The organism is Stenotrophomonas sp. NPDC077461, from assembly GCF_049545475.1.
Lineage (GTDB): Bacteria > Pseudomonadota > Gammaproteobacteria > Xanthomonadales > Xanthomonadaceae > Stenotrophomonas > Stenotrophomonas nematodicola.
On record NZ_JBMWDO010000002.1, the window covers coordinates 127,867 to 148,521 of the forward strand.

The window sequence follows — 20,655 nt, forward strand, 5'->3', positions numbered from 1 at the left end:
GCGCAGCCAAAGAAAAAGCCCGGCGGATGCCGGGCTTTTTCGTGGTGCGGTTCTGGATGGATCAGAACTTGTAGGTGATGCCCATGTACATGTAACGACCGATGCTGTCGTACAGGGCGGCACCGGCGTCGGCACCGAAGTAGTTCACCGGCGGATCCTTGTCGAACACGTTGTCCACGCCCACGTAGACGTCGATGCCCGAGTTCGGGAACTTATAGCCGACCTGCATGTTGTGGTACAGGTACGACGGGTTGCGGATCGGGCTCTGCGAACCCGGGTTGGAGTTGTAGCTGTCCGGGGTGACGCGCAGGTTGCCGTCGACGTAGGTCATGTCCCACGAAGCGCGCCAGTCACCACGCTTGTACGTGGTGGTGAACTGACCGCGCCAGCGCGGATCGGTGTAGTACGTGACGTATTCGGTGAACTCGTCCGGGAACGACTGGAAGGCCCACTCACGCGACTGGATCAGACGGGTGCCGACCAGGCGCATGGTGGTGAAGCCACCCAGCAGGTTGAAGCGGTAGTCCATTTCCAGGTCGACGCCGACGCGACGCGACTTGGCCAGGTTTTCCGAGATCGCGACCCAGTTGTAGATGCTGTATTCCGGGAACGCGGTGCCGGTCGGCGAGGTGTAGCCGCCCACCGGGGCGCGCTTGATGGAATCGCAGAACGGGTTGTTCTGCACGCCTCCGGGCGAATCCACGCAGCGGGTGGCCAGGGTCTGGGCGGAGACCGAACCGATCGCGTCGGTCAGGGTCACGCGCCAGTAGTCCATCGACATGCCGAAGCCTTCCAGGAACTCCGGCTGCCACACGAAGCCGAACGACAGGGTCTTGGCTTCTTCCGGCTTCAGGTTCGGATTGCCGCCGCTGACGCCCGGACGGTTGGCCGAGTAGGTGTCAACCCAGTTGGCCGGGATGCCCAGCGCGGCGCAGTTGGCAGCGCGCAGAGCCGGGTCCTTGGCGGTCGCCGGACGGTTGCTGTTGGTGCTGAGCGTGCTGCAGGGGTCGGCGATGGTCGCGAAGTTCTGCGACTGCGGGTTGTACAGCTCGCCGATGCTCGGGGCACGCACGGCGCTGGCGTAGGTACCACGCACGCGCAGGCTGCTCAGGATTTCCCAATCCAGGCCGACGTTCCAGGTCTTGGTGTCGCCGATGGAGTTGTAGTCCGACCAGCGGCCGGCCAGATCCAGGTTCAGTCGGCGGATCAGCGGCAGGTCGGCCAGCAGCGGCACGGTGGTTTCCGCGAACACTTCCTTGACGTCGTACTCACCGCCGCGGCTCGGAATGGCGTTGAGGAAGGTCAGGCCCAGCGCCGACAGGGCGTCGGTGTTTTCCTGGCTCTGTTCCTTGCGGTACTCGACACCGCCAGCGAAGCCGACGTCGCCGGCCGGCAGCGAGAACAGCGAGTTGTTGGCGACCGAGGCGCTGAACACCTGCTGCTTCAGCTTGGACTGGTTCAGCGAACGGGTGTTGAACCACTCGGCCGCTTCCTTGGAAATGGCGCCGTTGCCGAAGACCGAGAACGGCACGCACCCGGCGATCAGAGCCTGGTTGTAGCGCTGCCCGGTGTTCGGGTTGATCGCGTTCGGGTCCAGCGAGGCACGGCAGACGACACGGCCGCTGGAATCCAGGGCGGTATCCATACCGGCGTGCCAACGCTCGTTGATGCGGTTGTTCAGGTTGATGCGGTCGATGGTGGTCTGGCCGAAGTTGGCCGACGCTTCATACGTCCACTCTTCGCCCAGGTTGCCTTCCAGGCCCAGCACGGCGCGGGTGGTCTGGCGTTCGATCTGCTCGCCGCGACGGCCGGCATCGACGTTGAAGCGGGCCAGGATCAGATTGCTTTCCGCGTTGTTGCTGTCGGTCGAGATCGCACGATTGGTGGTGCTGCCATCGGCGTTCGTCACGGTCACGCGGCGCGAATCCATCAGCGCGCGCAGATCGTTGGAGATGTACGCGTTGTCGCGGCGCAGACGCAGGCTGCTGTCGAACGCCGGCTGGCCGTAGAACTCCGACTCGGTCTTGGTGTACTTGCCTTCGAAGAACAGACGGTGGTTGTCGTTCAGTTCGAAGTTGAGCACGGTGTTGAAGCTGACGCGGTCGAACGACGGCTGCAGGTCGGCAACGGCGTTCAGGTCGGCGAAGTCGCAGTCCACGCAGCTGGTGGCGCTGACGATGGTGCCGTCGTAGCGGTTCTTGCGGAAGGTGCCGTCATCGTTGAACAGGTAACGGTTGGACGGGCTGAACGCCGTGGTGCGGGTGCCGGTACGCGAGATCGTCATCGGCCCCAGATCCATCGTACCGCCGTACGAGATGGAGTGGTTGCCACCCGGGCTTGCCAGGATGGTCTGCGGATTGCTTTCGCTCGGCGGCTTGGTGCGGTCGTAGTTCGGGTTCGGCACCGAGACCTGGTAGCGACGGCCGATTTCACGGTCGCCACGGCCGAAGCGGCCCTGCTTGCTGTATTCCAGCGCGATGGCGGCGCTGCCGCGGCCGTCGGCGAAGTCGCTGCCGCCGGAGAAGCTGACGAACGAGCGGTCGAAGCTGCCTTCGTCTGCCTGGCCCGCCTGGGCACGCAGCTCGAAGCCTTCGAAGCTCTTCTTCATGATGAAGTTGACCACGCCGGCCACGGCGTCGGCACCGTACACGGCCGAGGCACCGCCGGTGATCACTTCAACGCGCTCGATCCATTCCACCGGGATCGTGTTGACGTCGACCGAGGTCGAGCCCGGGCTGGCGCCCACGTGGCGACGACCATTGACCAGCACCAGGGTACGCGACGGACCCATGCCGCGCAGATCCATCAGGCCCAGACCAGCGGTACCGATGAAACGCGTCGAGTTGCCCAGCGAGTAGCTCGGGGTCAACTGCGGCATCTTGTTCATCAGGTCGCCGATGTTCAGCGCGCCCGTGCTGCGGATTTCCTCAGCGGTGATCGCCGTCACCGGCGACGGGGTCACAAAGCCGGTACGCGCGATGCGCGAGCCGGTTACGGTCACTTTGTCGAGGTCGATCGGGTTGGTGCCGGCTTCCTGCGCGAACGCGGGTGCCGAACCGGCGGCGACTGCCAGGCCGGCCAGCAGGGCGCTGGTCAGCGGGTGGCGGATGTGCCGGATGCTGTGGTTGGTCATCTATGAATCCCCTGGTGAAGTGAGACGGCCTCATTCCGTGGTGGCCGTTTTGTGTAGGTTCAGTCGCCGTCCTAGCGTCATTCGAACCTAACATGCAATTAACAAGAAATGTACATGACCATCACGCGAATGAACGAATCAAGCCCCTCGTTTTAAGAAAAGTGCAATAAATACAATCGCTTGGTTGTCATACAGTTTGCTCATCCTGTCTTTATGAGTGAACTATGAATAGGTGACTTCGTGTCGTTTTGCGCAATCGGGCGGTTCGCCGACACAGTCCGACACAAAAAAAGGCCCCCGTCCGAAGACGGGGGCCCGGAGCGACACGGCAGCGTGGCCGGTCGGGTCCGGGTCAGTTGCTGCTCACGCCGAAGTCATACTTGGCCTGCACGTAGATGGCCCGGCCATACGGGTTGTACATGTAGGTGTTGTACGGCGAAGCGATGTTGCCCGCGTAGCTGTGGGCCTGGCCGTCGGGCATCTTGTTGAAGACGTTGTTGACCATCACCGACAGGGTCAGGTTGTCCAGTGCCCGGTAGTTCACGCTCAGGTTGTAGGTGGTGTAGGAGCCCCACTTGCCGGCCTTGTAGCCGGACGAATGGACGTAGTCGAAGCTCTCGCCCAGATAGGACATGTAGTTGGCCGTCTTGCCGATGTAGTTGAAGTACATCGTGGTCGTCCACTTGTCCTTGGCCCAGCCGACCGAGCCGTCGGTGCGCACCTTGGCGTACGCGTCGTAGTACCACATCGCGTAGGGGTCACGCAGCAGGTCCAGGTAGTTGTCGCCCGGCTGCGGCTGCAGTTCACGCTTCAGGATATTGGTGTAGTTGCTGGTGAACTGCAGGGAGCCGAAGCGGCCGATGTCCTGCACATACTTGAAGCTGGCGGTGACCGCCTGCAGGTTCTGGCGGGCCACGTTGAGCTTCGGGGTGAAGATCTGCTCCAGGTTGCCCGCCGCATCGCGGGTGATCCAGTCGGCGACGTTGTCGCAGGTGGCCGACGTGGCGTTGTCCAGGTTGTTGCGGCAGTAATACTCCGCGCGCAGCAGCTGGTCCGAGCTGAGGTTGTCCACCTCGTTCTCGATCTTCCAGTTGTAGTAGTCCACCGACAGCGACAGGTTGCTCATCGGCGCCCATACGATGCCTGCGTTCCAGACATCGGCGGTGATCGGTTCCAGGTCAGGATTGCCGGCCTGGGTGCCGAACACCGATTCCTGCGCGTAGGGGCAGCCGACGGTATCGGCCGGGTCATAGCCGAGCTGGCCGCAGCGGTAGTAGTCCACCGCACCGTTGGCGTAGAAGCCGCTCTCACCCTGGAAGGCATCGGGCAGGGTCGGCGCGCGGAAGGCGGTGCCGTACTTGCCGCGGAACAGCAGGCTCTCGATCGGGCGGTACTCCACGCCGATGCTGTAGGTGGCCTTGTCGACGGTGTTGTCGGCGATCTTGAACGCGTCATAGCGCCCCGAGCCGGTCACGGTCAGCGATTCCAGCAGCGGCAGACGCAGTTCGGTGGTCAGCGCGTAGTTGCTGCGATGGCCGGCACCGGCCACCGAGGTGGTGCCCCACACCGTGCCATCCATCAGGCGCGCGTCGGGGGTGTAGTCCCAGCCTTCGCTGCCCGCTTCGGCCACCACGGCGAAACCGGCATCGCCGCCGGGCAGGGTGAACAGCGAACCGTTGGTGATCTGGAAGCGCCCCAGGTTCTGCCAGGTGCGGCTTTCACTGGTGGTAAAGCCGGTGAAGCTCTGGAAGTCGCCGGCCGGCAGCGTGGAGTAGAACGCGGTCCAGTTCGGGTTGTAGATGTTGTAGCCGTCATCGGTGGTGCCCAGCACCGGGCCCAGCACGCGGTCCTCGAAGTAGCTGTCGATCGCATCGGCCCAGCGCACGAAGCCACGTTCGGTCAGCTTGTACTCGCCACGGCTGAAGCTGGCGCTGTAGTCCCAGTTGCCGAACGTGCCGCGGCCGCCCAACGTGAACTGGTAGGCCTTGTTGCGGTCGGTGTTGAGGATGTCCTTGTAACCGTTGGGCCCGATGTCCTCCGGCGCGAACGCGCGCTGCAGGTTCATGTACTGATCGGTGCCCTGGTCGTAGAAGGCACCGAAGCTCAGGTCGCTGCCCCAGAAGGTGTAGCCCGAACCGGCGGTGTACTTGACCTCTTCCAGGCTGTACAGCGCATCGGCGAACAGCTCGAAGTTGTCGTTCACATCGAACGTCATCGAGCTGTAGAACTGGCTGCTTTCCTTGTCGTTCTTCAGCGTGCGGTAGCCGGCGCCATAGGCCGAGCCGCAGGACTCGCCGGAGGCACGGGTGCCCAGTACGGTGGTGCCGCCGAACTGCCCGGCAACGCTCGCGCAGCGGGTCGGGTCCATCATCACGAACCGGTTGCGGTCGGCAGGCAGGTACACCAGGAAGTCATTGGACGGCACCTGCGGGCTGTAACCGTGTGCATTGTTGGTGCGGGTCAGATCGCGCTGGTAGCCCCAGATCGGGCTGCTCTTTTCGTACTGCACGTTGACCAGTGCGTTGAAGCGGTCATCGGCGCTGTTGAAGCCCTTGGCCGCGCTGAAGCGGAAGTTGCTGCCGCCGCCCTCGGAGTAGGCGCCGCCACGGACGTTGAGCACGCCGCCGTCCATGCGCTCCTTGAGGATGATGTTGACCACGCCGGCGATCGCGTCCGAACCGTACAGCGAGGACTGGCCGCCCGGCAGGATTTCAATGCGCTCGACGATGTCGATCGGGATGCCGCTGAGGTTGTTGAAGGCGTCGCTGCCGTTGTACAGCGCCGGATACTGCAGCATCGGGCGGCCGTTGATCAGGTACTTGGTGTAGCCCGGATCCAGGCCGAACATGCCCGACGCCTCGGCACCCTGGGTGAACGAGGCGGCGGTCTGCCCGCCCTGCAGGCCGCCGGTGGTCAGCGAGGACTGCTGCAGCACTTCGGCCACGCTGGTGAAGCCACGGGTCTGGATGTCTTCGGCGGTGACGGTCAGCACCGGGGTGTGCGTTTCGATCTGGGTCTGCGGAATGAGCGAACCGGTGACGGTGACGCGATCCAGGTTGGTCGCAGGCTCGTTGTCCTGCGCGAGGGCGCTGGCGCTGACAAACAGCAGGCCGGAGAGAACGGCGGCGGTGAGCGGGTGACGCGAAATCTTCAAACCTTGGCAGGACATGTGGATACCCGTGTTGTGGTGAAGTCGAAGCTTTCCCTTCCGTGGGGATGACACTCGGTTGTACGGACGGCTGTCAGGGAAAGTAACGCAGGCTTAACGTGGATGCCGCAGGGTTGTCAATTAATCGGCGCGCGTGAATGTGCGAGGCAGGTAAAAAAGCGGGTAAAAACAAGTGGTTGCGAATTCCATAAAAAATGCGATCTGCACCATCATGAGTGGCAAGTGAATTTACACGCAGTATTAACAATTGAGATTGATCGTCAGATCGAGTTTCACACCGCAAAAAAAAGCCCCGCCGAAGCGGGGCCCTGAAGCGGGGTTGACGCGGCGATTACTTGCCGAAGTCGTACTTCATCTGCGCGTACACGGCGCGGCCGTAGATGCTGTAGAAGGCGTTGTTGTACGGCGTGCCGGAGGTACCCGGGTAGCTGTACACCTGGCCTTCCGGCATCTTGTTGAACACGTTGTTGACCATCACCGACAGGGTCAGATCGTCCTGTGCACGGTAGTTCACGCTCAGGTTGTAGGTGGTGTACGAGCCCCACTTGCCTGCCGACTTGCCCGACGCGGGGTGGGTGTAGTCGTAACCGTTCAGACCGGCCAGGTAGTTCGGCGTCTTGCCGACATAGTTGGCGTAGGCGGTGGTGGTGAACTTGCCGATCGACCAGGCCACGGCGGCATCGCTGCGCACCTTGGCGTAGTTGTCGTAGTTCCACATCGCGATCGGATTGCCCAGCAGATCCTGGAAATCTTCACCCGGCTCGGACTGCACTTCACGCTTGAGCATGTTGGTGTAGTTGCCCGAGAACTGCAGCGCGCCGAAGCGGCCGATGTCCTGCAGGTACTTGAAGCCAACGGTCACGGCCTGCAGGTTCTGGCGCGCGACGTTCATCTTCGGCGTGTACAGGCTGCTCAGGTTGCCGGCGGCGTCGCGCACGACCCAGTCGGCCACGTTCTGGCAGCTGGCCGAGGCGGCGTTGGGCAGGCTGTTGCGGCAGTAGTACTCGGCCAGCAGCAGCTGGTCGGTGCTGGCCGTGTCGACTTCGTTCTCGATCTTCCAGTTGTAGTAGTCGGCGGAGATCGACAGGGTCGGCATCGGCGCCCACACCAGGCCGGCGTTCCACACGTCGGCGGTGATCGGCTCCAGGTCCGGGTTGCCGGCGCGCTCGGAGTACACCGAGACGCTGTTGTCGTAACGGCAGTCGGCGGTGTTGCCCGGGGTGTAGCCCAGCTGGCCGCAACGGTAGTAGTCGGTCGAGTTGTTGGCGTAGTAGCCGCTGGTGCCCTGGAAGGCATCGGACAGGGTCGGCGCGCGGAAGGCGGTGCCGTACTTGCCGCGGAACAGCAGGCTTTCAAGCGGACGGTATTCCAGACCCAGGCTGTAGGTGGCCTTGTCGACGGTGTTGTCGGCGATCTTGAACGCGTCATAGCGACCCGAGGCGGTCACGGTCAGCGATTCCAGCAGCGGCATGCGCAGCTCGGAGGTCACCGCGTAGTTGCTGCGGTGGCCGTTGCCGGCCACGGCCGACGAGCCCCATGCCTGGCCGTCCAGCAGGCGCTGGTCCGGGGAGTAGTCCCAGCCTTCGCTGCCGCCTTCGACGACGACCGCGAAGCCGGCGTCACCGCCCGGCAGCGAGAACAGCGAACCGTTGGTGACCTGCGCGCGGGCCAGGTTCTGCCAGGTGCGGCTGCGGTTGTGCGCGTAGCCGGTGAAGCTGGCGAAATCTTCCGGCGAGATCGCCGAGTAGAACGCGCCCCAGTTCGGGTTGTAGATGTCCCAGCCGTCGGCGGTGGTGCCCAGTACCGGACCCAGCACGTGCTCGGCGAAGTAGTTGTTGATCGGGTCCTTCCAGCGCATGAACTTGTTCTCGGTGAGCTTGTACTCACCGCGGGTGAAGCTGGCGCTGTAGTCCCAGTCGCCGAAGACACCCTTGGCACCCAGAGTCACCTGGTAGGAGCGGCTCTCATCGCTGTTGAGCACGTCCTTGTAGCCCTGGCCGCCGATGTCTTCCGGCGCGAAGGCGCGCTGCAGGTTGACCACCTTGCCCGAGGACTGGTCGTAGAAACCGCCCATCGTGCTCTTGGTGCCCCACCACAGGTAGTTCGAGCCGGAGGTGTATTCGGTCTTTTCCTTGCTGTACAGCACGTCGGCGAACAACTGCAGGTCGTCGTTGACGTCGAAGGTCATTGCCGAATAGAACTGGCCGCTGTCCTTGCCGTTCTTCACGGTCTTGTAGCCGGCGCCGTACACCGAGCCGCAGGACAGGCCCGAGGCGCGCGAACCCATCACGGTGGTGCCACCGAACTGGCCGGCGACGCTGGCGCAGTTGGTCGGATCCATCATGTACAGGCGGTTGGTGTCGGCGTCGATGACCGCGAAGTCGTTGCCCGGCACCTGTGCGGTGTAGCCGTTGGCATTGGTGGTCCTGGTCAGGTCGCGCTGGTAGCCCCAGATCGGGTTGCTCGACTCGATCTGCACGTTGACCAGTGCGTTGAAGCGGTCATCGAAGGCGCTGAAGCCGTGGGCCGCGCTGACGCGCAGGTTGTTGCCGCCGCCTTCGCTGTAGGTGCCGCCACGGACGGTGAGCGTGCCACCTTCCATGCGTTCCTTGAGGATGATGTTGACCACGCCGGCGATTGCGTCCGAGCCGTACAGGGAGGACTGGCCGCCCGGCAGGATTTCGATGCGCTCGACGATGTCGATCGGAATGCCGCTGATGTTGTTGAACGTATCGCCGCCGTTGTACAGCGCCGGGTACGACATCATCGGACGACCGTTGATCAGGTACTTGGTGTAACCCGGGTTCAGGCCGAACATGCCAGCCGCTTCGGCGCCCTGGGTGAACGAGGCGGAGGTCTGGCCGCCCTGCAGGCCGCCGGTGGTCAGCGAGGACTGCTGCAGCACTTCGGCCACGCTGGTGAAGCCGCGGGTCTGGATGTCCTGCGCGGTGATGGACATCACCGGGGTCTGGGTTTCGATATCGGTCTGCGGGATCAGCGAGCCGGTGACGGTGACTTTGTCCAGCGTCGTGGCCTGGTCCTGTGCCAGGGCCGGTGCGGCCGCGGTGGCGATCAGGGCAGAGAACAGTGCAGCAGCGAGGGTGTTGCGACGAGCAGTATTGCGTGGGTAATTCATTGATAGTCCATAGAGCAGATACGAATGCACGACGTCAATGATTCCCTCCCGAAAACGCGCAGAAAACGCTCAACGTGGTGCCAATCGACCGTAACATGAACTTAACGAAAATTGCATGGATTCGTAGCAATCGCGATTCTTAGTCAGGCACCGTCAAGGTTGTATAGTGTTGGGTTCCCCTGAAGCGTTTCCGGAGTGCCCGCAGTGAGTGCCAGCCAGTCTCGTCGTCCCCATGCCAGCCAGGTGCAGAAGGGGCTGACGCCGCATCCGCGCATCCGCAACGTGATCGCCGTTGGCTCGGGCAAGGGCGGTGTCGGCAAGTCCACCACGGCCGTCAACCTGGCGGTCGCACTGGCCCGTCTGGGCGCGCGCGTCGGCCTTCTGGACGCTGATATCTACGGCCCCAGCGTGCCGATGATGCTCGGCCTGAGCGGGCGCCCGGAGAGCCCGGACAACAAGTCGATCGAACCGCTGCGCGCGTTCGGCGTGGAGACCATGTCCATCGGCTACCTGATCGAGGACGAGACGCCGATGATCTGGCGCGGTCCGATGGCGACGTCGGCGATGACGCAGTTCTTCAACGACACGCTGTGGGACGACCTGGACTACCTGCTGATCGACCTGCCGCCGGGCACCGGCGACATCCAGCTGACGCTGACCCAGAAGATTCCGCTGGCCGGTGCGGTGATCGTCACCACGCCGCAGGATATCGCCACGCTGGATGCGAAGAAGGCGCTGAAGATGTTCGAGAAGGTCGAGGTGCCGGTGCTGGGCCTGGTCGAGAACATGGCCGTGCACACCTGCAGCAACTGCGGCCACGTCGAGCACCTGTTCGGCCAGGGCGGTGGCGAGCGCATGGCTGCGCAGTACGGCGTGCCGCTGCTCGGCTCGCTGCCGCTGGACATCGGCATCCGGGAGCAGGGCGACGCGGGCACCCCGATCGTCGCCGCCGCACCGGACTCGCCGGCCGCGCAGGCCTATCTGCGGGCGGCCGAACGGCTGGTGGAAGAGATGGGCAAGCGCCCGCGGGCCAGCATTCCGATCCTGTCCTCGCTGCTCTGACCGGCGCCGGGGCCGGCTGCTAGAATCGTGCCCGGCCCCGACCTGCCCCTTGCCCTTCAGGACCCCTACATGAGCATCAAGAGTGACCGCTGGATCCGCCAGATGGCCGAACAGCACGGCATGATCGAGCCGTTCGAATCCGGCCAGGTCAAGCAGGCCAATGGCGAGCGCATCGTCAGCTACGGCACCTCCAGCTACGGTTACGACGTGCGCTGCTCGCGCGAGTTCAAGGTGTTCACCAACATCAATTCCACCATTGTCGACCCGAAGCATTTCGATCCGGGCAGCTTCGTGGACATCGTCGGCGACGAGTGCATCATTCCGCCGAACAGCTTCGCGCTGGCCCGCACCGTGGAGTACTTCCGCATTCCGCGCGACACGCTGGTGGTGTGCCTGGGCAAGAGCACCTACGCGCGCTGCGGGATCATCGTCAATGTGACCCCGCTGGAGCCGGAGTGGGAAGGCCATGTCACCCTTGAATTCAGCAACACCACGCCGCTGCCGGCGCGCATCTATGCCAACGAAGGCGTGGCGCAGATGCTGTTCTTCCAGGCCGACAGGGACGATATCTGCGAGACCTCCTACAAGGATCGCGGCGGCAAGTACCAGGGCCAGACCGGCGTGACCCTGCCGCGCACCTGAGCGGCAGGTCGGCTCTCTACCCCCCCGTAAACGAAAAAAGCGCGGAGCAATCCGCGCTTTTTCCGTTCATCGCCGCCGCATTACTTGCCGCGGCCGAACAGCAGCCCGATGCCCACCGCCACCAGGATCACCGGCCACCAGGTGAGGATCAGGCGGCCCATGTTCATGTTGGTCCAACCCAAGTTGCTGGCCAGCAGGAACAGGCCCACCAGGATCAGGACGATGGCGGCAATCAGGTTCGAACGCATCAGGGCAGGGTCCGTCAGGAGTGGGCCGGATATCCTAGCCGTTCCTTCCAGTACGCGACACGCTCGGCAAGCACGTCCGGATCGTGACGGTGGGCCTGGCCGTGGCCCCAGACGGGCCCGGGCCACGCCGGATCGCCGACGTGGCGGCCGATGACGTGGAAATGCAGTTGGCGGACGATATTGCCCAGCGCGCCGATGTTGATCTTCTCCACGCCGTCGGTGCCTTTGAGGGCCTTGCAGGCCCGGTTCAACTCGGTGCGCAGCTTGTCCTGCTGCTCGCCGTCCAGCTCGATCCATTCGGTGATGCCGGCCAGGCGCGGCACCAGGATCAACCACGGGTACCGCTCGTCGTTCATCAGCCGCACTTGCGACAACGGCCCTTCTGCTACCAGTACGCTATCGGTGGCCAGGCGTGAATCCAGTTCGAACTCGCTCATCCAAGATGCTCCGCAAAGAAGTCCAGGGTGCGTTCCAGCGCCAGGGCGGCGCTGTCTGGATCATACGCATGTCCGACATTGCGGTTGAAGGCGTGGTCGGCCGGGTAGACGAAGGTGGCCATCTGCGGCAGCTTCTCGCGGTGGGCCTTGATCGCCTCCGGCGGGATGCTCCTGTCCTGGGCACCGAAGTGGAACATCACCGGTGCCTTGGCCGTTTCGTCGAGGAACTGCACGTTGCGTGCGCCGTAGTAGCTGACCGACGGCAGGCCCAGGCGCAGCGCGGCCAGCAGCGCGATGCTGCCGCCCCAGCAGTAACCCACGGTACCGACCCTGCCGGCCGGGGCCAGCCGCGAGGCGGCGGCGCGGACGACTTCCAGGGCCTTCTCCACCCCCAGGGCGGTGACCCGCTCCAGCCCCCGCTTCACGCCATCCGGGTCGTAGGGCAGGGTGTCGGGATCGGCGGCCGGGCCGTCGACCAGGTCGAAGAAGGACGGTGCCAGCACCGCATAGCCTTTGGCGGCGAAGCCTTCGGCCACTTCGCGGATGTGCGCGTTGGCACCGAAGATCTCCTGGATGACCACCAGCCCGCCACGGGGCTTGCCGTCCGGTTCGGCCTGCCAGGCGCGGACCGGGCCGTGATGCGTATCGAGCGTGACCCACTCACCCATGATGCGAGACTCCCGTTGCTGAAGGGCGTCATTATCGGCCCCGCACCGGTTAGCGCGGTGTCGCCGGTCATGCCGGGTCTGGCGGCTTCGCCCGCGATCCGGTTCAGGGCTGGGCGTGCAACGCCGGTATACTTGCCGCCGTTTCCGGCCCCAGGTCATTCCGACCCAGGCCCCCAGAGTCCTGATCCATGTCCCAGCTGAACCCCAAAGTCGGCTTCGTCAGCCTTGGCTGCCCGAAGGCCCTGGTCGATTCCGAGCGCATCCTCACCCAGCTGCGGTCCGAGGGCTACGACATTGTGCCGTCCTACGACTCGGCCGATGTGGTGGTGGTCAATACCTGCGGCTTCATTGATTCGGCGGTGACCGAATCGCTGGATGCGATCGGCGAGGCGATGAACGCCAACGGCAAGGTGATCGTCACCGGCTGCCTGGGCAAGCGCCCCGAGCAGATCCGGGAGGCCTACCCGAACGTGCTGGCGGTGTCCGGCCCGCAGGACTACACGAGCGTGATGGAGGCGGTGCACGCCGCGCTGCCGCCCAGGCACGACCCGTTCGTGGACCTGGTGCCCGACTACGGCATCAAGCTGACCCCGCGCCACTACGCGTACCTGAAGATTTCCGAGGGCTGCAACCACACGTGCAGCTTCTGCATCATTCCCTCGATGCGCGGCAAGCTGGTCTCGCGCCCGGTCGACGAGGTGCTGCGCGAAGCCGAGCGGCTGGTGCGCGGCGGCGTCAAGGAACTGCTGGTGGTGTCCCAGGACACCTCGGCCTACGGCGTGGACGTGAAGTACGCCGAGCGCATGTGGCGCGACAAGGCTTACCAGACCCGTCTGAAAGCCCTGTGCGAAGGCCTGTCCGAACTGGACGCCTGGACCCGCATGCACTACGTGTACCCGTACCCGCACGTGGACGAGATCGTGCCGTTGATGGCCGAGAACCGGATCCTGCCGTACCTGGACATCCCGTTCCAGCATGCCAGCCCGCGCATCCTCAAGCTGATGAAGCGCCCCGGCGCGGTCGACAAGACCCTCGAGCGCGTGCAGCGCTGGCGCCAGCTGTGCCCGGACATCACCGTGCGCTCGACCTTCATCGTCGGCTTCCCCGGCGAGACCGAGGCCGAGTTCGAGGACCTGTTGTCGTTCCTTGACGAAGCGCAGCTGGATCGCGTGGGCGCCTTCGCGTACTCGCCGGTTACGGGTGCCACCGCCAACACTCTGCCCGACCCGGTGCCCGAGGAAGTGAAGCAGGAGCGCCTGGCCCGCTTCATGGCCCGCCAGGCCGAGATTTCCGCGGCGCGCCTGGAGGCCAGGATCGGCACTGTGCAGCAGTGCCTGGTGGATGTGATCGAGGACGGCATCGCCGTGGCGCGCTCGAAGGCCGATGCACCGGAAATCGATGGTCTGGTGCACATCCAGAATGCCGACGAGGCGCGTCTGCGCGTGGGCCAGTTCGTGGACGTGGAAATCACCGAAAGCGACGAGCACGACCTGTACGGCGATGCGCTGATCGACGAAGACGCGGCCAAGACGCGGCTCGACATCAAGGTGCTGTGACCGACGCGGCCGCCCGCGAGGCGGTTGGCCGCCGGCGTTTCCTTGCGCCGGCGCGTGCACAGGTGGACCGGGCGTGCTTCGGTCACCCCCTGTTTACGGCATACGCGGCCTACGAAGATCTGATGGTGGCCGGTGACTGGCCGGCCATCGATGCCCTGGACGTCCGCCTGGCGCTGCCGGGCAGGCAACTGGTCGAGCAGGATGACGCCTTGCTCGCCGATGGACTGCATTACGAGCAGCGCATTGCGCAAGGCCGTATCGCGACTCGTCCGTGCAACTGGCATGACCTGTTCAATGCGCTGGTCTGGGCGCGCTATCCGCAGATCAAGCACGCGCTCAACGCGCGCCAATGCCGTGACCTCCATCGCGATGCGCCGGGAGGGCGGACGCGCGCACAGGCCGCGCTGACCCAGTTCGATGAGACCGGTGTCGTCGTCCGGGTGCGCGATGCGGCACTGGCAGGCGCGTGGGACCGGCATGACTGGGATGCGCTGTTCGTGCAAGGTGCCGACGCATGGCGCAACGGTGATATTGCCGTGGCCGCAGTGTTCGGCCATGCCCTCATGGAGCAGGCATTGCTGCCCGGGCGGCGGCTGGTGGGCAAATGCCTGCTGACAGAAGCCGAAGACGATGCGCAGGCGGTGGCGCAGGTGGCGCAGGCCATCATGCACGGCGAACGGCTGTGCGACCCGCTGGACCTGCGACCGCTGCCGCTGATGGGCATCCCGGGTTGGCATGGGCTGCAGGATGCGGCGTTCTACCGCCAGGTCGACTACTTCAGGCCACGGCGCGAGGGCAGGACGTACCCGCCGATCAACGGGCGGACTACTCCACCCCGTGCGCTCCATACGCCACCGCCAGAACCGCAAATCCGGTCCGGCCGCTCGGCAGCTCCACCTCGAACTCGTCGTCCACGCGCTTCCTGAGCAGCGCACGCGCCAGCGGCGAATCGATGCTGATCCAGCCTGCACCCGCATCGGTCTCGTCCGGTCCCACGATGCGATAGCGGCTGACATCGCCGCTGTCCACATTCTCCAGGTCCACCCACGCGCCAAAGAACACCGCCTGCGGATCGCTCGGAACGGTATCAACCACCCGCAGCGACTCGAGCCGCTTGGTCAGGTAGCGCACGCGGCGGTCGATCTCGCCCAGCTGCTTCTTGCGGTAGGTGTACTCGGCGTTCTCCGAACGGTCGCCTTCGGCCGCAGCGGCCGCCAGCGCCTTGACCACCTCCGGCCGGCGCACCCGCCACAGATCGTCCAACTCGGCCTTCAGCCGCTGGTGGCCCTGCGCGGTGATCAGGGCCGTACTCTTTTCCGCAGGGGGACGCCAACGCGACATCAGGTCTTCTTTCGTGGTGAGGTGACGCGGTTCAACGCTTGCCGCCGAAGATGCCGCCGAGGATGCCGCGCACGATCTGGTTGCCGAGCCTGGTGCCGACGGTGCGCGTTGTCTGCTTGGCCATCGTTTCGATCATGCCCTGGCGGCGCTTGGTGCCGAAGATCGCATCCTTGATCGACTGGCCGAAGCCGCCGGCCTGGGCGTCGTCCTGCTCGCGCGTGCGGGCTTTGGGGGCATCGGCCTGCTGCACCGCCTTCTGCGCGCGCTGGGCCAGCAGTTCGGCGGCCGACTCGCGGTTGATGGCGGTGTCGTAGCGGCTGCCCACCGGGCTGCCGGCGCGTACCTGGGCGCGTTCGGTCTCGGTGATGGTGCCCATGCGGCAGCGTGGCGGCGCGATCAGGGTCTGCTGCACGGGCGAGGGGATGCCCTTGTCCTGCAACGTGGAGACCAGCGCCTCGCCGGTGCCGAGTCTGGCCAGCGTGGCGGCGACATCGAGCTTGGGATTGGGGACGAAGGTCTCGGCTGCCACCTTCACCGCCTTCTGGTCGCGCGGGGTGAAGGCACGCAGCGCATGCTGCACGCGGTTGCCGAGCTGCCCGAGGATGTTGGCCGGGACGTCGTCGGGGAACTGCGAACAGAAGTACACGCCCACGCCCTTGGAGCGGATCAGCCGCACTACCTGCTCGATCCGCTGCACCAGCGCCGGCGGCGCGTCGTCGAACAGCAGGTGCGCCTCGTCAAAGATGAAGACCAGCTTGGGCTTGTCCAGATCACCCACCTCCGGCAGCGTTTCGAACAGCTCCGACAGCAGCCACAGCAGGAACGTCGAATACAGCCGCGGCTTGAGCACCAGCTGGTCGGCGGCGAGGATGCCGATCACGCCGCGGCCGTCGTGATTGACCCGCATCAGGTCGGCCAGCTCCAGCGCCGGTTCGCCGAAGAACGCTTCGCCACCGTCCTGCGACAGGCGCAGCAGTGAGCGCTGGATGGCGGCCACGGTCTGCGCACTGACCAGGCCATAGTCAGTGGAAATGTCCTTGCGCTCCTCGGCGACCAGGCCGAGCAGGGCGCGCAGGTCGTCCAGGTCGAGCAGCAGCAGACCACGGTCGTCGGCCAGCTTGAACACGATGTCCAGCACGCCGGCCTGTGTGTCGTTGAGTTCCAGTATCCGCGCCAGCAGGGTCGGGCCCATCTCGCTCACGGTGGTGCGCACCGGGTGGCCGAGCTTGCCGTACAGATCCCAGAAAATCGCCGGGCTGGCAGCCGGGGCGTAGTCGGCCACGCCGATGTCGTGGGCACGCTGCAGCAGCGCATCGCCGCCCGCGCCGCCGACGGCGAGGCCGGATACGTCGCCCTTCACATCGGCCAGGAACACCGGCACCCCCAGCCGCGAAAAGCCTTCGGCCAGGGTCATCAGGGTCACGGTCTTGCCGGTGCCGGTGGCGCCGGCCACGAGTCCGTGGCGGTTGCCGAGGCGCGGCAGCAGGGTGACCGGAATGTCGTCGGTGATGCCTTTGCCGAGTAGAATCGGGTTCATGGTCAACTCGTTGTGTGAATGCGCGGGATTGCAGACAGTGGCGGCAGGCGCGGCGATGAGCGGGTTGCCCCGATGCGATGGCCGCGGCTACTCTGCCCCATCTCTCGCACACAGTGCCAAAAATGCCCGTTCCTGTCTTGCTTGTCCGCGCTTGGCCTTTGTTGGCGCTCGCTGCGATGGTGTCCTTGGTGCCGGAGGCACATGCCCAGCGGGTCTCGGCCCGCGACCGGGTGAAGATCGAAGCGCTGGAGCAGCGCATGACAGCGGCGGAGAAGCGCTACGGCGACGCGCTGGTGCTGGTGGCCAACGCCGACCCCAAGGGCCGCAACGAGGCCGATGCGGCGCTGGAGGACATGGAGGATGTGATCAGCGCCTGTGTGGCCCAGAAGGGCTGCCAGGTCAGCAATCTGCTGACCACCTACAAGCGCCTGCTCAAGAACACCGCCGATGGCCAGGGCGAAGACGCCGATGCCTTGGTTGCCGATGGCGTCCTGCTCGAGGCCGATCCGGACCACGTCGGGCCGCTGGCGGCCGATGTGCCCGAAGCGGCGCGCGCGGCCGCGCTGCTGAACGACAAGCGCCACGCCTTCGACAGCATGGTCGAGTACAACCCGGCCGTGCAGGCGGGCATCCGCCGCTGGCTCACCGATATGCGTCCGGCGCTGCTCACCAGCTATGAGAACTACCAGAACCTGCGTGCGGTGATGTGGCCGGAGTGGGAGAAGCGTGGCCTGCCCGAGGCGCTGCTGTTCGGCATCATGGCCAAGGAATCCAATGGCCGCGTGCACGCCTCCTCACGCGCCGGTGCGGCCGGTCTGATGCAGTTCATGCCGGCCACCGGCCGCCGTTTCGGGCTCGGCCCGGATGGCACCGGCTTTGACACCCGCTTCGATGCACGCAGCGCGGCCGAGGCCAGTGCCTCGTACATGAACGAGCGTATGCGCGAGCTCAACAAGAACATCGAACTGTCGCTGGCCGCCTACAACGGCGGCGAAGGCCGTGCGGCGCGGGTGTATCGCCAGAGCGCGGGCCAGGGCTTCTGGAGCGACAGCGTCTACAACCAGTTCCCCGGCGAGACCAAAGACTACGTGCCGATGGTGATTGCGGCGGCCTGGATCTACCTGCACCCGCAGCAGTACGGTGTGGAGTTCCCCAAAATCAGCGCGCAGCCGGCCACTCTGCGCCTGGCCAAGTCGACCACCATCTACGAACTGACCATCTGCCTGGGCAGTGCCGGCACGCGTGACGGGTACATGCGTGTGCTGCGCAATCTCAACCCGCGTTACGAAGCGGACGGCTGGATTCCGGCGGGCACCACGATCAACGCCACCACGCGCATCGCCGGGCTTTACAACCGCTACTGCGTCAGCGGCCCGCGCGCGGACCTGGCGCGTACGCTGATCACCGCCGACCTCAACGCCGCCATCGTGCGCCCGTCGGCCGCCACCTACACCGGCAATGTGGCCGTGGGCAGCGTGGTGCCGATCGCCGAAGCACGGGACAGCGCTCCGGCGGTCACGCCGACCGCTCCGGTGGCCGTGCCGCGTGCGTCGGCCAAGCCGAAAGCCAAGCCGGTGCGCAGCCACAAGGTGGCCAAGGGCGATACCCTGGGCGGGATCGCCGCCAGGTACCAGTGCGACCTGCCGGCGCTGGCGCGGGCCAATGGTCTCAAGGCGCCGGGCTACGCGCTGCGCCCCGGCCAGACGCTCAAGCTGCAGGGCTGCGACAGGTAACCGACATCCATCATCGGCCGTGGCAACGCGCCACGGCCCCCATGTACACAGACAAAGGAAGCAGGATGGATATCACCGCAATCAACGAGATGTTCGCCAACATCCGCGAAAACACAGACTGGGACCTCAACGGCCCGATGCTGTGGGGGTACTTCTTCGTCAACACCACCCCGGAACCGCTCAATGGCCTGGCCGAGAAGCTGGTCGCGATGGGCTACAGCCTGGTGGAGATCTTCGAGCCGGAGCTGGAGGAGGGCGAGGCGCCGTACCACGTGCTGCACGTGGAGCGCGCCGAGGTGCACACCGAGGCCTCGCTGGATGCCCGCAACCACGAGCTGCAGACCCTGGCCGAGCAGAACGGCGTGGAAGACTACGACGGCATGGACGTCGGACCGGTCGAGATCTGACCGCCCGTCGGGCGCTGCCCGCCAGCGCAAACGCCCCGCGGGAGCGGGGCGTTCTGCGTTGGGGTCAGCGCAACGTCGCCAGCGCCTGGCCCAGCTGCACGGCGTGCTCGGCGTCCAGGTGCGGCGCGAAATCGGCCACGCCTGGTGGCAGCAGCACGATCACCGTGGAGCCGTAGTTGAAACGCGCCATCTCCGCGAACCGTGCCAGGGTAATGCCCTTGCCGCGGTAATCCTTGCGCGTGATCGTGTCGCCATAGCGCGGGATCTCTTCGCCGCCCCACACCGTTTCCACGCCCGATACCAGCAGCGCACCGACCATCACCGACACCATCGGCCCGAAGTCGGTATCGAAATGGCAGACCAGCCGTTCGTTGCGGGCGAACAGCCCCGGCACCGTGTTGACCGCTGCCGGCCCGACGCTGAACAGCCGGCCGGGCACGTGCACCGTCTCGCGCAGGGTGCCGGTCCACGGCATGTGCACGCGATGGTAGTCCTTCGGCGAGAGGTACACGGTGGCGTACAGGCCGTGGCGGAAGACCTCGGCATCGGCGGCGTCGCCCAGCAGTTCGGCGGCTGTGAACGACTGGCCCTTGGCCTGGAAGATCCGCCCGTCCTCGATCGCGCCGAGCTGGCTGATCCGGCCATCGGCCGGCATCACCAGCGTGCGCGGATCGGGATCGGCCACGCGTGCACCGGGCTTCAGGGCGCGGGTGAAGAACTGGTTGAACGTGGCGTAGCTGCGCGGGTCCGGATTGGCGGCTTCGGCCAGGTTCACGCCGAACCTGGCGGTGACCGTATCGATCAGCCAGCGCGAGATGCGCGGATTGCTGGAATACGCCAGGCGCCGCGCCATCGAGGACAGCAGACGATGGGGCAGGGCGTAGCTCAGCGTGGTCATCAGACTCATGGGGCGGATTTCTCGGTCAGCAGTTGCAGGTCGCGCGCGATGGCCGGCGCATTGAAGGGAGGGCGGATCAGGCCGGCCAGGCGGCCCTGCGGGTCCAGTACGGCCAGGCTGGCCGAGTGTTCGACGGTGTAATCCTCGGGGTTCTCATCGAAGTGCTTGCCGGGCACCTTCTGGAACACGAAGCCCAGGGAGGTGGCGAACCGCTCCAGCGACGGCACGTCGGCGGTAGCGGCCAGGGTGTCCTTGTGGAACGCATGTACGTACTCGCCCAGGCGGGCCGGCGTATCGCGCTCGGGGTCGACGGAGATGAACACCAGCCGCGGACGCAGCGTCTCCGGCAGCGCTTCCCACTGCTTCTGGGCCTGCGCCAGGTCGCCCAGGGTGGTCGGGCAGACATCGGGGCAGAAGGTGAAGCCCAGGAATACCAGGGTCCAATGCCCCTTCAGCTCGCCCGGGATCAGGCGCGTGCCGTCGGACTGGCCCAGGTTGAAGTCGGGCAGGGGCCGCGGCTGCGGATAGAAGGTGATCGACGTGGTGGCCGGCCGGTCGCCGGCCGGCGTGGGCGCGAACACCTTCTGGGCCACGACCAGGCCGAGCCCGGCGGCCAGTGCGATGAGCAGGATGATGCCGACGTTGCGATTGAACATGTAAGGCCCGTTCCCGGAAGGGGCCACCATGA

Annotated in this window: 15 protein-coding genes and 2 pseudogenes; 6 read left to right on the plus strand and 11 right to left on the minus strand. The window is 65.4% G+C overall.

From position 1 onward, the window contains the following. Positions 1 to 61: 61 nt before the first annotated feature. From ACPEH8_RS05165 to ACPEH8_RS05180, 4 genes and pseudogenes are all read right to left on the minus strand, one after another. Positions 62 to 1,831 (minus strand): annotated as a pseudogene (locus tag ACPEH8_RS05165) (TonB-dependent receptor domain-containing protein); the annotation flags it as partial. Between the two features lie 78 nt (positions 1,832 to 1,909). After that, a pseudogene (locus ACPEH8_RS05170) lies at positions 1,910 to 3,133 on the minus strand (TonB-dependent receptor plug domain-containing protein); the annotation flags it as partial. A gap of 352 nt (positions 3,134 to 3,485) precedes the next feature. Beyond that, entirely contained in the window at positions 3,486 to 6,302 is a 2,817-nt protein-coding gene (locus ACPEH8_RS05175) for a TonB-dependent receptor plug domain-containing protein (RefSeq protein WP_026070475.1), read from the minus strand. A gap of 331 nt (positions 6,303 to 6,633) precedes the next feature. Continuing rightward, positions 6,634 to 9,438, minus strand: a complete 2,805-nt coding sequence (locus ACPEH8_RS05180) for a TonB-dependent receptor plug domain-containing protein (protein ID WP_017354315.1) — start codon at positions 9,436 to 9,438, stop codon at positions 6,634 to 6,636. Positions 9,439 to 9,642: 204 nt separating this feature from the next. On the opposite strand from ACPEH8_RS05180, the gene apbC reads away from it, so the two are divergent. Beyond that, positions 9,643 to 10,500: an iron-sulfur cluster carrier protein ApbC gene (gene apbC / locus ACPEH8_RS05185; RefSeq protein WP_017354314.1), complete on the plus strand. Its 858-nt coding sequence runs from the start codon at positions 9,643 to 9,645 to the stop codon at positions 10,498 to 10,500. A gap of 69 nt (positions 10,501 to 10,569) precedes the next feature. Further along, on the plus strand, positions 10,570 to 11,142 hold the full coding sequence (gene dcd, locus ACPEH8_RS05190; protein WP_017354313.1) for a dCTP deaminase: 573 nt from the start codon (positions 10,570 to 10,572) through the stop codon (positions 11,140 to 11,142). 80 nt (positions 11,143 to 11,222) lie between these two features. Here the strand turns inward: dcd and ACPEH8_RS05195 are convergent, their stop codons facing one another. Genes ACPEH8_RS05195 through ACPEH8_RS05205 form a run of 3 tightly spaced genes read right to left on the minus strand, consistent with a single transcriptional unit; the run spans position 11,223 to position 12,495 of the window. Then, positions 11,223 to 11,390 carry a LiaI-LiaF-like domain-containing protein gene (locus tag ACPEH8_RS05195; RefSeq protein ID WP_017354312.1) on the minus strand — a complete coding sequence of 56 codons (168 nt, stop codon included), beginning with the start codon at positions 11,388 to 11,390 and terminating at the stop codon, positions 11,223 to 11,225. Between the two features lie 14 nt (positions 11,391 to 11,404). Continuing rightward, positions 11,405 to 11,827 carry an HIT domain-containing protein gene (locus ACPEH8_RS05200; protein ID WP_017354311.1) on the minus strand — a complete coding sequence of 141 codons (423 nt, stop codon included), beginning with the start codon at positions 11,825 to 11,827 and terminating at the stop codon, positions 11,405 to 11,407. After that, positions 11,824 to 12,495, minus strand: coding sequence for a dienelactone hydrolase family protein (locus ACPEH8_RS05205; protein WP_017354310.1), 672 nt, complete (start codon positions 12,493 to 12,495; stop codon positions 11,824 to 11,826). The genes ACPEH8_RS05200 and ACPEH8_RS05205 overlap by 4 nt, the downstream gene beginning before the upstream one ends. A gap of 188 nt (positions 12,496 to 12,683) precedes the next feature. Between ACPEH8_RS05205 and rimO the strand changes: the two genes are divergently transcribed. Together rimO and ACPEH8_RS05215 are read left to right on the plus strand one after the other, a co-directional pair. After that, positions 12,684 to 14,051, plus strand: coding sequence for a 30S ribosomal protein S12 methylthiotransferase RimO (gene rimO, locus ACPEH8_RS05210; RefSeq protein WP_153165193.1), 1,368 nt, complete (start codon positions 12,684 to 12,686; stop codon positions 14,049 to 14,051). Continuing rightward, entirely contained in the window at positions 14,048 to 14,977 is a 930-nt protein-coding gene (locus ACPEH8_RS05215) for a DUF3025 domain-containing protein (RefSeq protein ID WP_017354308.1), read from the plus strand. The genes rimO and ACPEH8_RS05215 overlap by 4 nt, the downstream gene beginning before the upstream one ends. On the opposite strand, the gene greB is transcribed toward ACPEH8_RS05215, so the two are convergent. Continuing rightward, positions 14,877 to 15,392, minus strand: a complete 516-nt coding sequence (gene greB / locus ACPEH8_RS05220) for a transcription elongation factor GreB (RefSeq protein ID WP_017354307.1) — start codon at positions 15,390 to 15,392, stop codon at positions 14,877 to 14,879. The two genes, ACPEH8_RS05215 and greB, sit on opposite strands and share 101 nt — an antisense overlap. Before the next feature lie 31 nt (positions 15,393 to 15,423). After that, positions 15,424 to 16,986 (minus strand): DUF853 domain-containing protein, encoded by a 1,563-nt coding sequence (locus tag ACPEH8_RS05225; protein ID WP_262071702.1) that lies wholly within the window; start codon positions 16,984 to 16,986, stop codon positions 15,424 to 15,426. A gap of 65 nt (positions 16,987 to 17,051) precedes the next feature. Between ACPEH8_RS05225 and ACPEH8_RS05230 the strand changes: the two genes are divergently transcribed. Together ACPEH8_RS05230 and ACPEH8_RS05235 are read left to right on the plus strand one after the other, a co-directional pair. Next, the gene (locus tag ACPEH8_RS05230; RefSeq protein WP_423666222.1) at positions 17,052 to 18,662 is read left to right on the plus strand and encodes a transglycosylase SLT domain-containing protein; all 1,611 of its coding nucleotides are present in this window, start codon (positions 17,052 to 17,054) and stop codon (positions 18,660 to 18,662) included. Positions 18,663 to 18,727: 65 nt separating this feature from the next. Then, positions 18,728 to 19,069 (plus strand): ribonuclease E inhibitor RraB, encoded by a 342-nt coding sequence (locus ACPEH8_RS05235; RefSeq protein ID WP_017354304.1) that lies wholly within the window; start codon positions 18,728 to 18,730, stop codon positions 19,067 to 19,069. A 64-nt stretch (positions 19,070 to 19,133) separates the two neighbouring features. On the opposite strand, the gene asd is transcribed toward ACPEH8_RS05235, so the two are convergent. Together asd and ACPEH8_RS05245 are read right to left on the minus strand one after the other, a co-directional pair. After that, positions 19,134 to 19,976 carry an archaetidylserine decarboxylase gene (gene asd / locus ACPEH8_RS05240; protein WP_017354303.1) on the minus strand — a complete coding sequence of 281 codons (843 nt, stop codon included), beginning with the start codon at positions 19,974 to 19,976 and terminating at the stop codon, positions 19,134 to 19,136. Continuing rightward, the gene (locus ACPEH8_RS05245; RefSeq protein WP_153165190.1) at positions 19,973 to 20,623 is read right to left on the minus strand and encodes an SCO family protein; all 651 of its coding nucleotides are present in this window, start codon (positions 20,621 to 20,623) and stop codon (positions 19,973 to 19,975) included. The genes asd and ACPEH8_RS05245 overlap by 4 nt, the downstream gene beginning before the upstream one ends. Positions 20,624 to 20,655: the final 32 nt, after the last annotated feature.

Excerpts from the sequence above, each read along its gene's own strand:
- ACPEH8_RS05175 (WP_026070475.1), bottom strand. The coding sequence starts at position 6,302 with ATGTCCTGCCAAGGTTTGAAGATTTCGCGTCACCCGCTCACCGCCGCC.
- ACPEH8_RS05180 (WP_017354315.1), bottom strand. The coding sequence starts at position 9,438 with ATGAATTACCCACGCAATACTGCTCGTCGCAACACCCTCGCTGCTGCA.
- dcd (WP_017354313.1), top strand. The coding sequence starts at position 10,570 with ATGAGCATCAAGAGTGACCGCTGGATCCGCCAGATGGCCGAACAGCAC.
- ACPEH8_RS05195 (WP_017354312.1), bottom strand. The coding sequence starts at position 11,390 with ATGCGTTCGAACCTGATTGCCGCCATCGTCCTGATCCTGGTGGGCCTG.
- ACPEH8_RS05200 (WP_017354311.1), bottom strand. The coding sequence starts at position 11,827 with ATGAGCGAGTTCGAACTGGATTCACGCCTGGCCACCGATAGCGTACTG.
- ACPEH8_RS05205 (WP_017354310.1), bottom strand. The coding sequence starts at position 12,495 with ATGGGTGAGTGGGTCACGCTCGATACGCATCACGGCCCGGTCCGCGCC.
- rimO (WP_153165193.1), top strand. The coding sequence starts at position 12,684 with ATGTCCCAGCTGAACCCCAAAGTCGGCTTCGTCAGCCTTGGCTGCCCG.
- greB (WP_017354307.1), bottom strand. The coding sequence starts at position 15,392 with ATGTCGCGTTGGCGTCCCCCTGCGGAAAAGAGTACGGCCCTGATCACC.
- ACPEH8_RS05230 (WP_423666222.1), top strand. The coding sequence starts at position 17,052 with ATGCCCGTTCCTGTCTTGCTTGTCCGCGCTTGGCCTTTGTTGGCGCTC.
- ACPEH8_RS05235 (WP_017354304.1), top strand. The coding sequence starts at position 18,728 with ATGGATATCACCGCAATCAACGAGATGTTCGCCAACATCCGCGAAAAC.
- asd (WP_017354303.1), bottom strand. The coding sequence starts at position 19,976 with ATGAGTCTGATGACCACGCTGAGCTACGCCCTGCCCCATCGTCTGCTG.
- ACPEH8_RS05245 (WP_153165190.1), bottom strand. The coding sequence starts at position 20,623 with ATGTTCAATCGCAACGTCGGCATCATCCTGCTCATCGCACTGGCCGCC.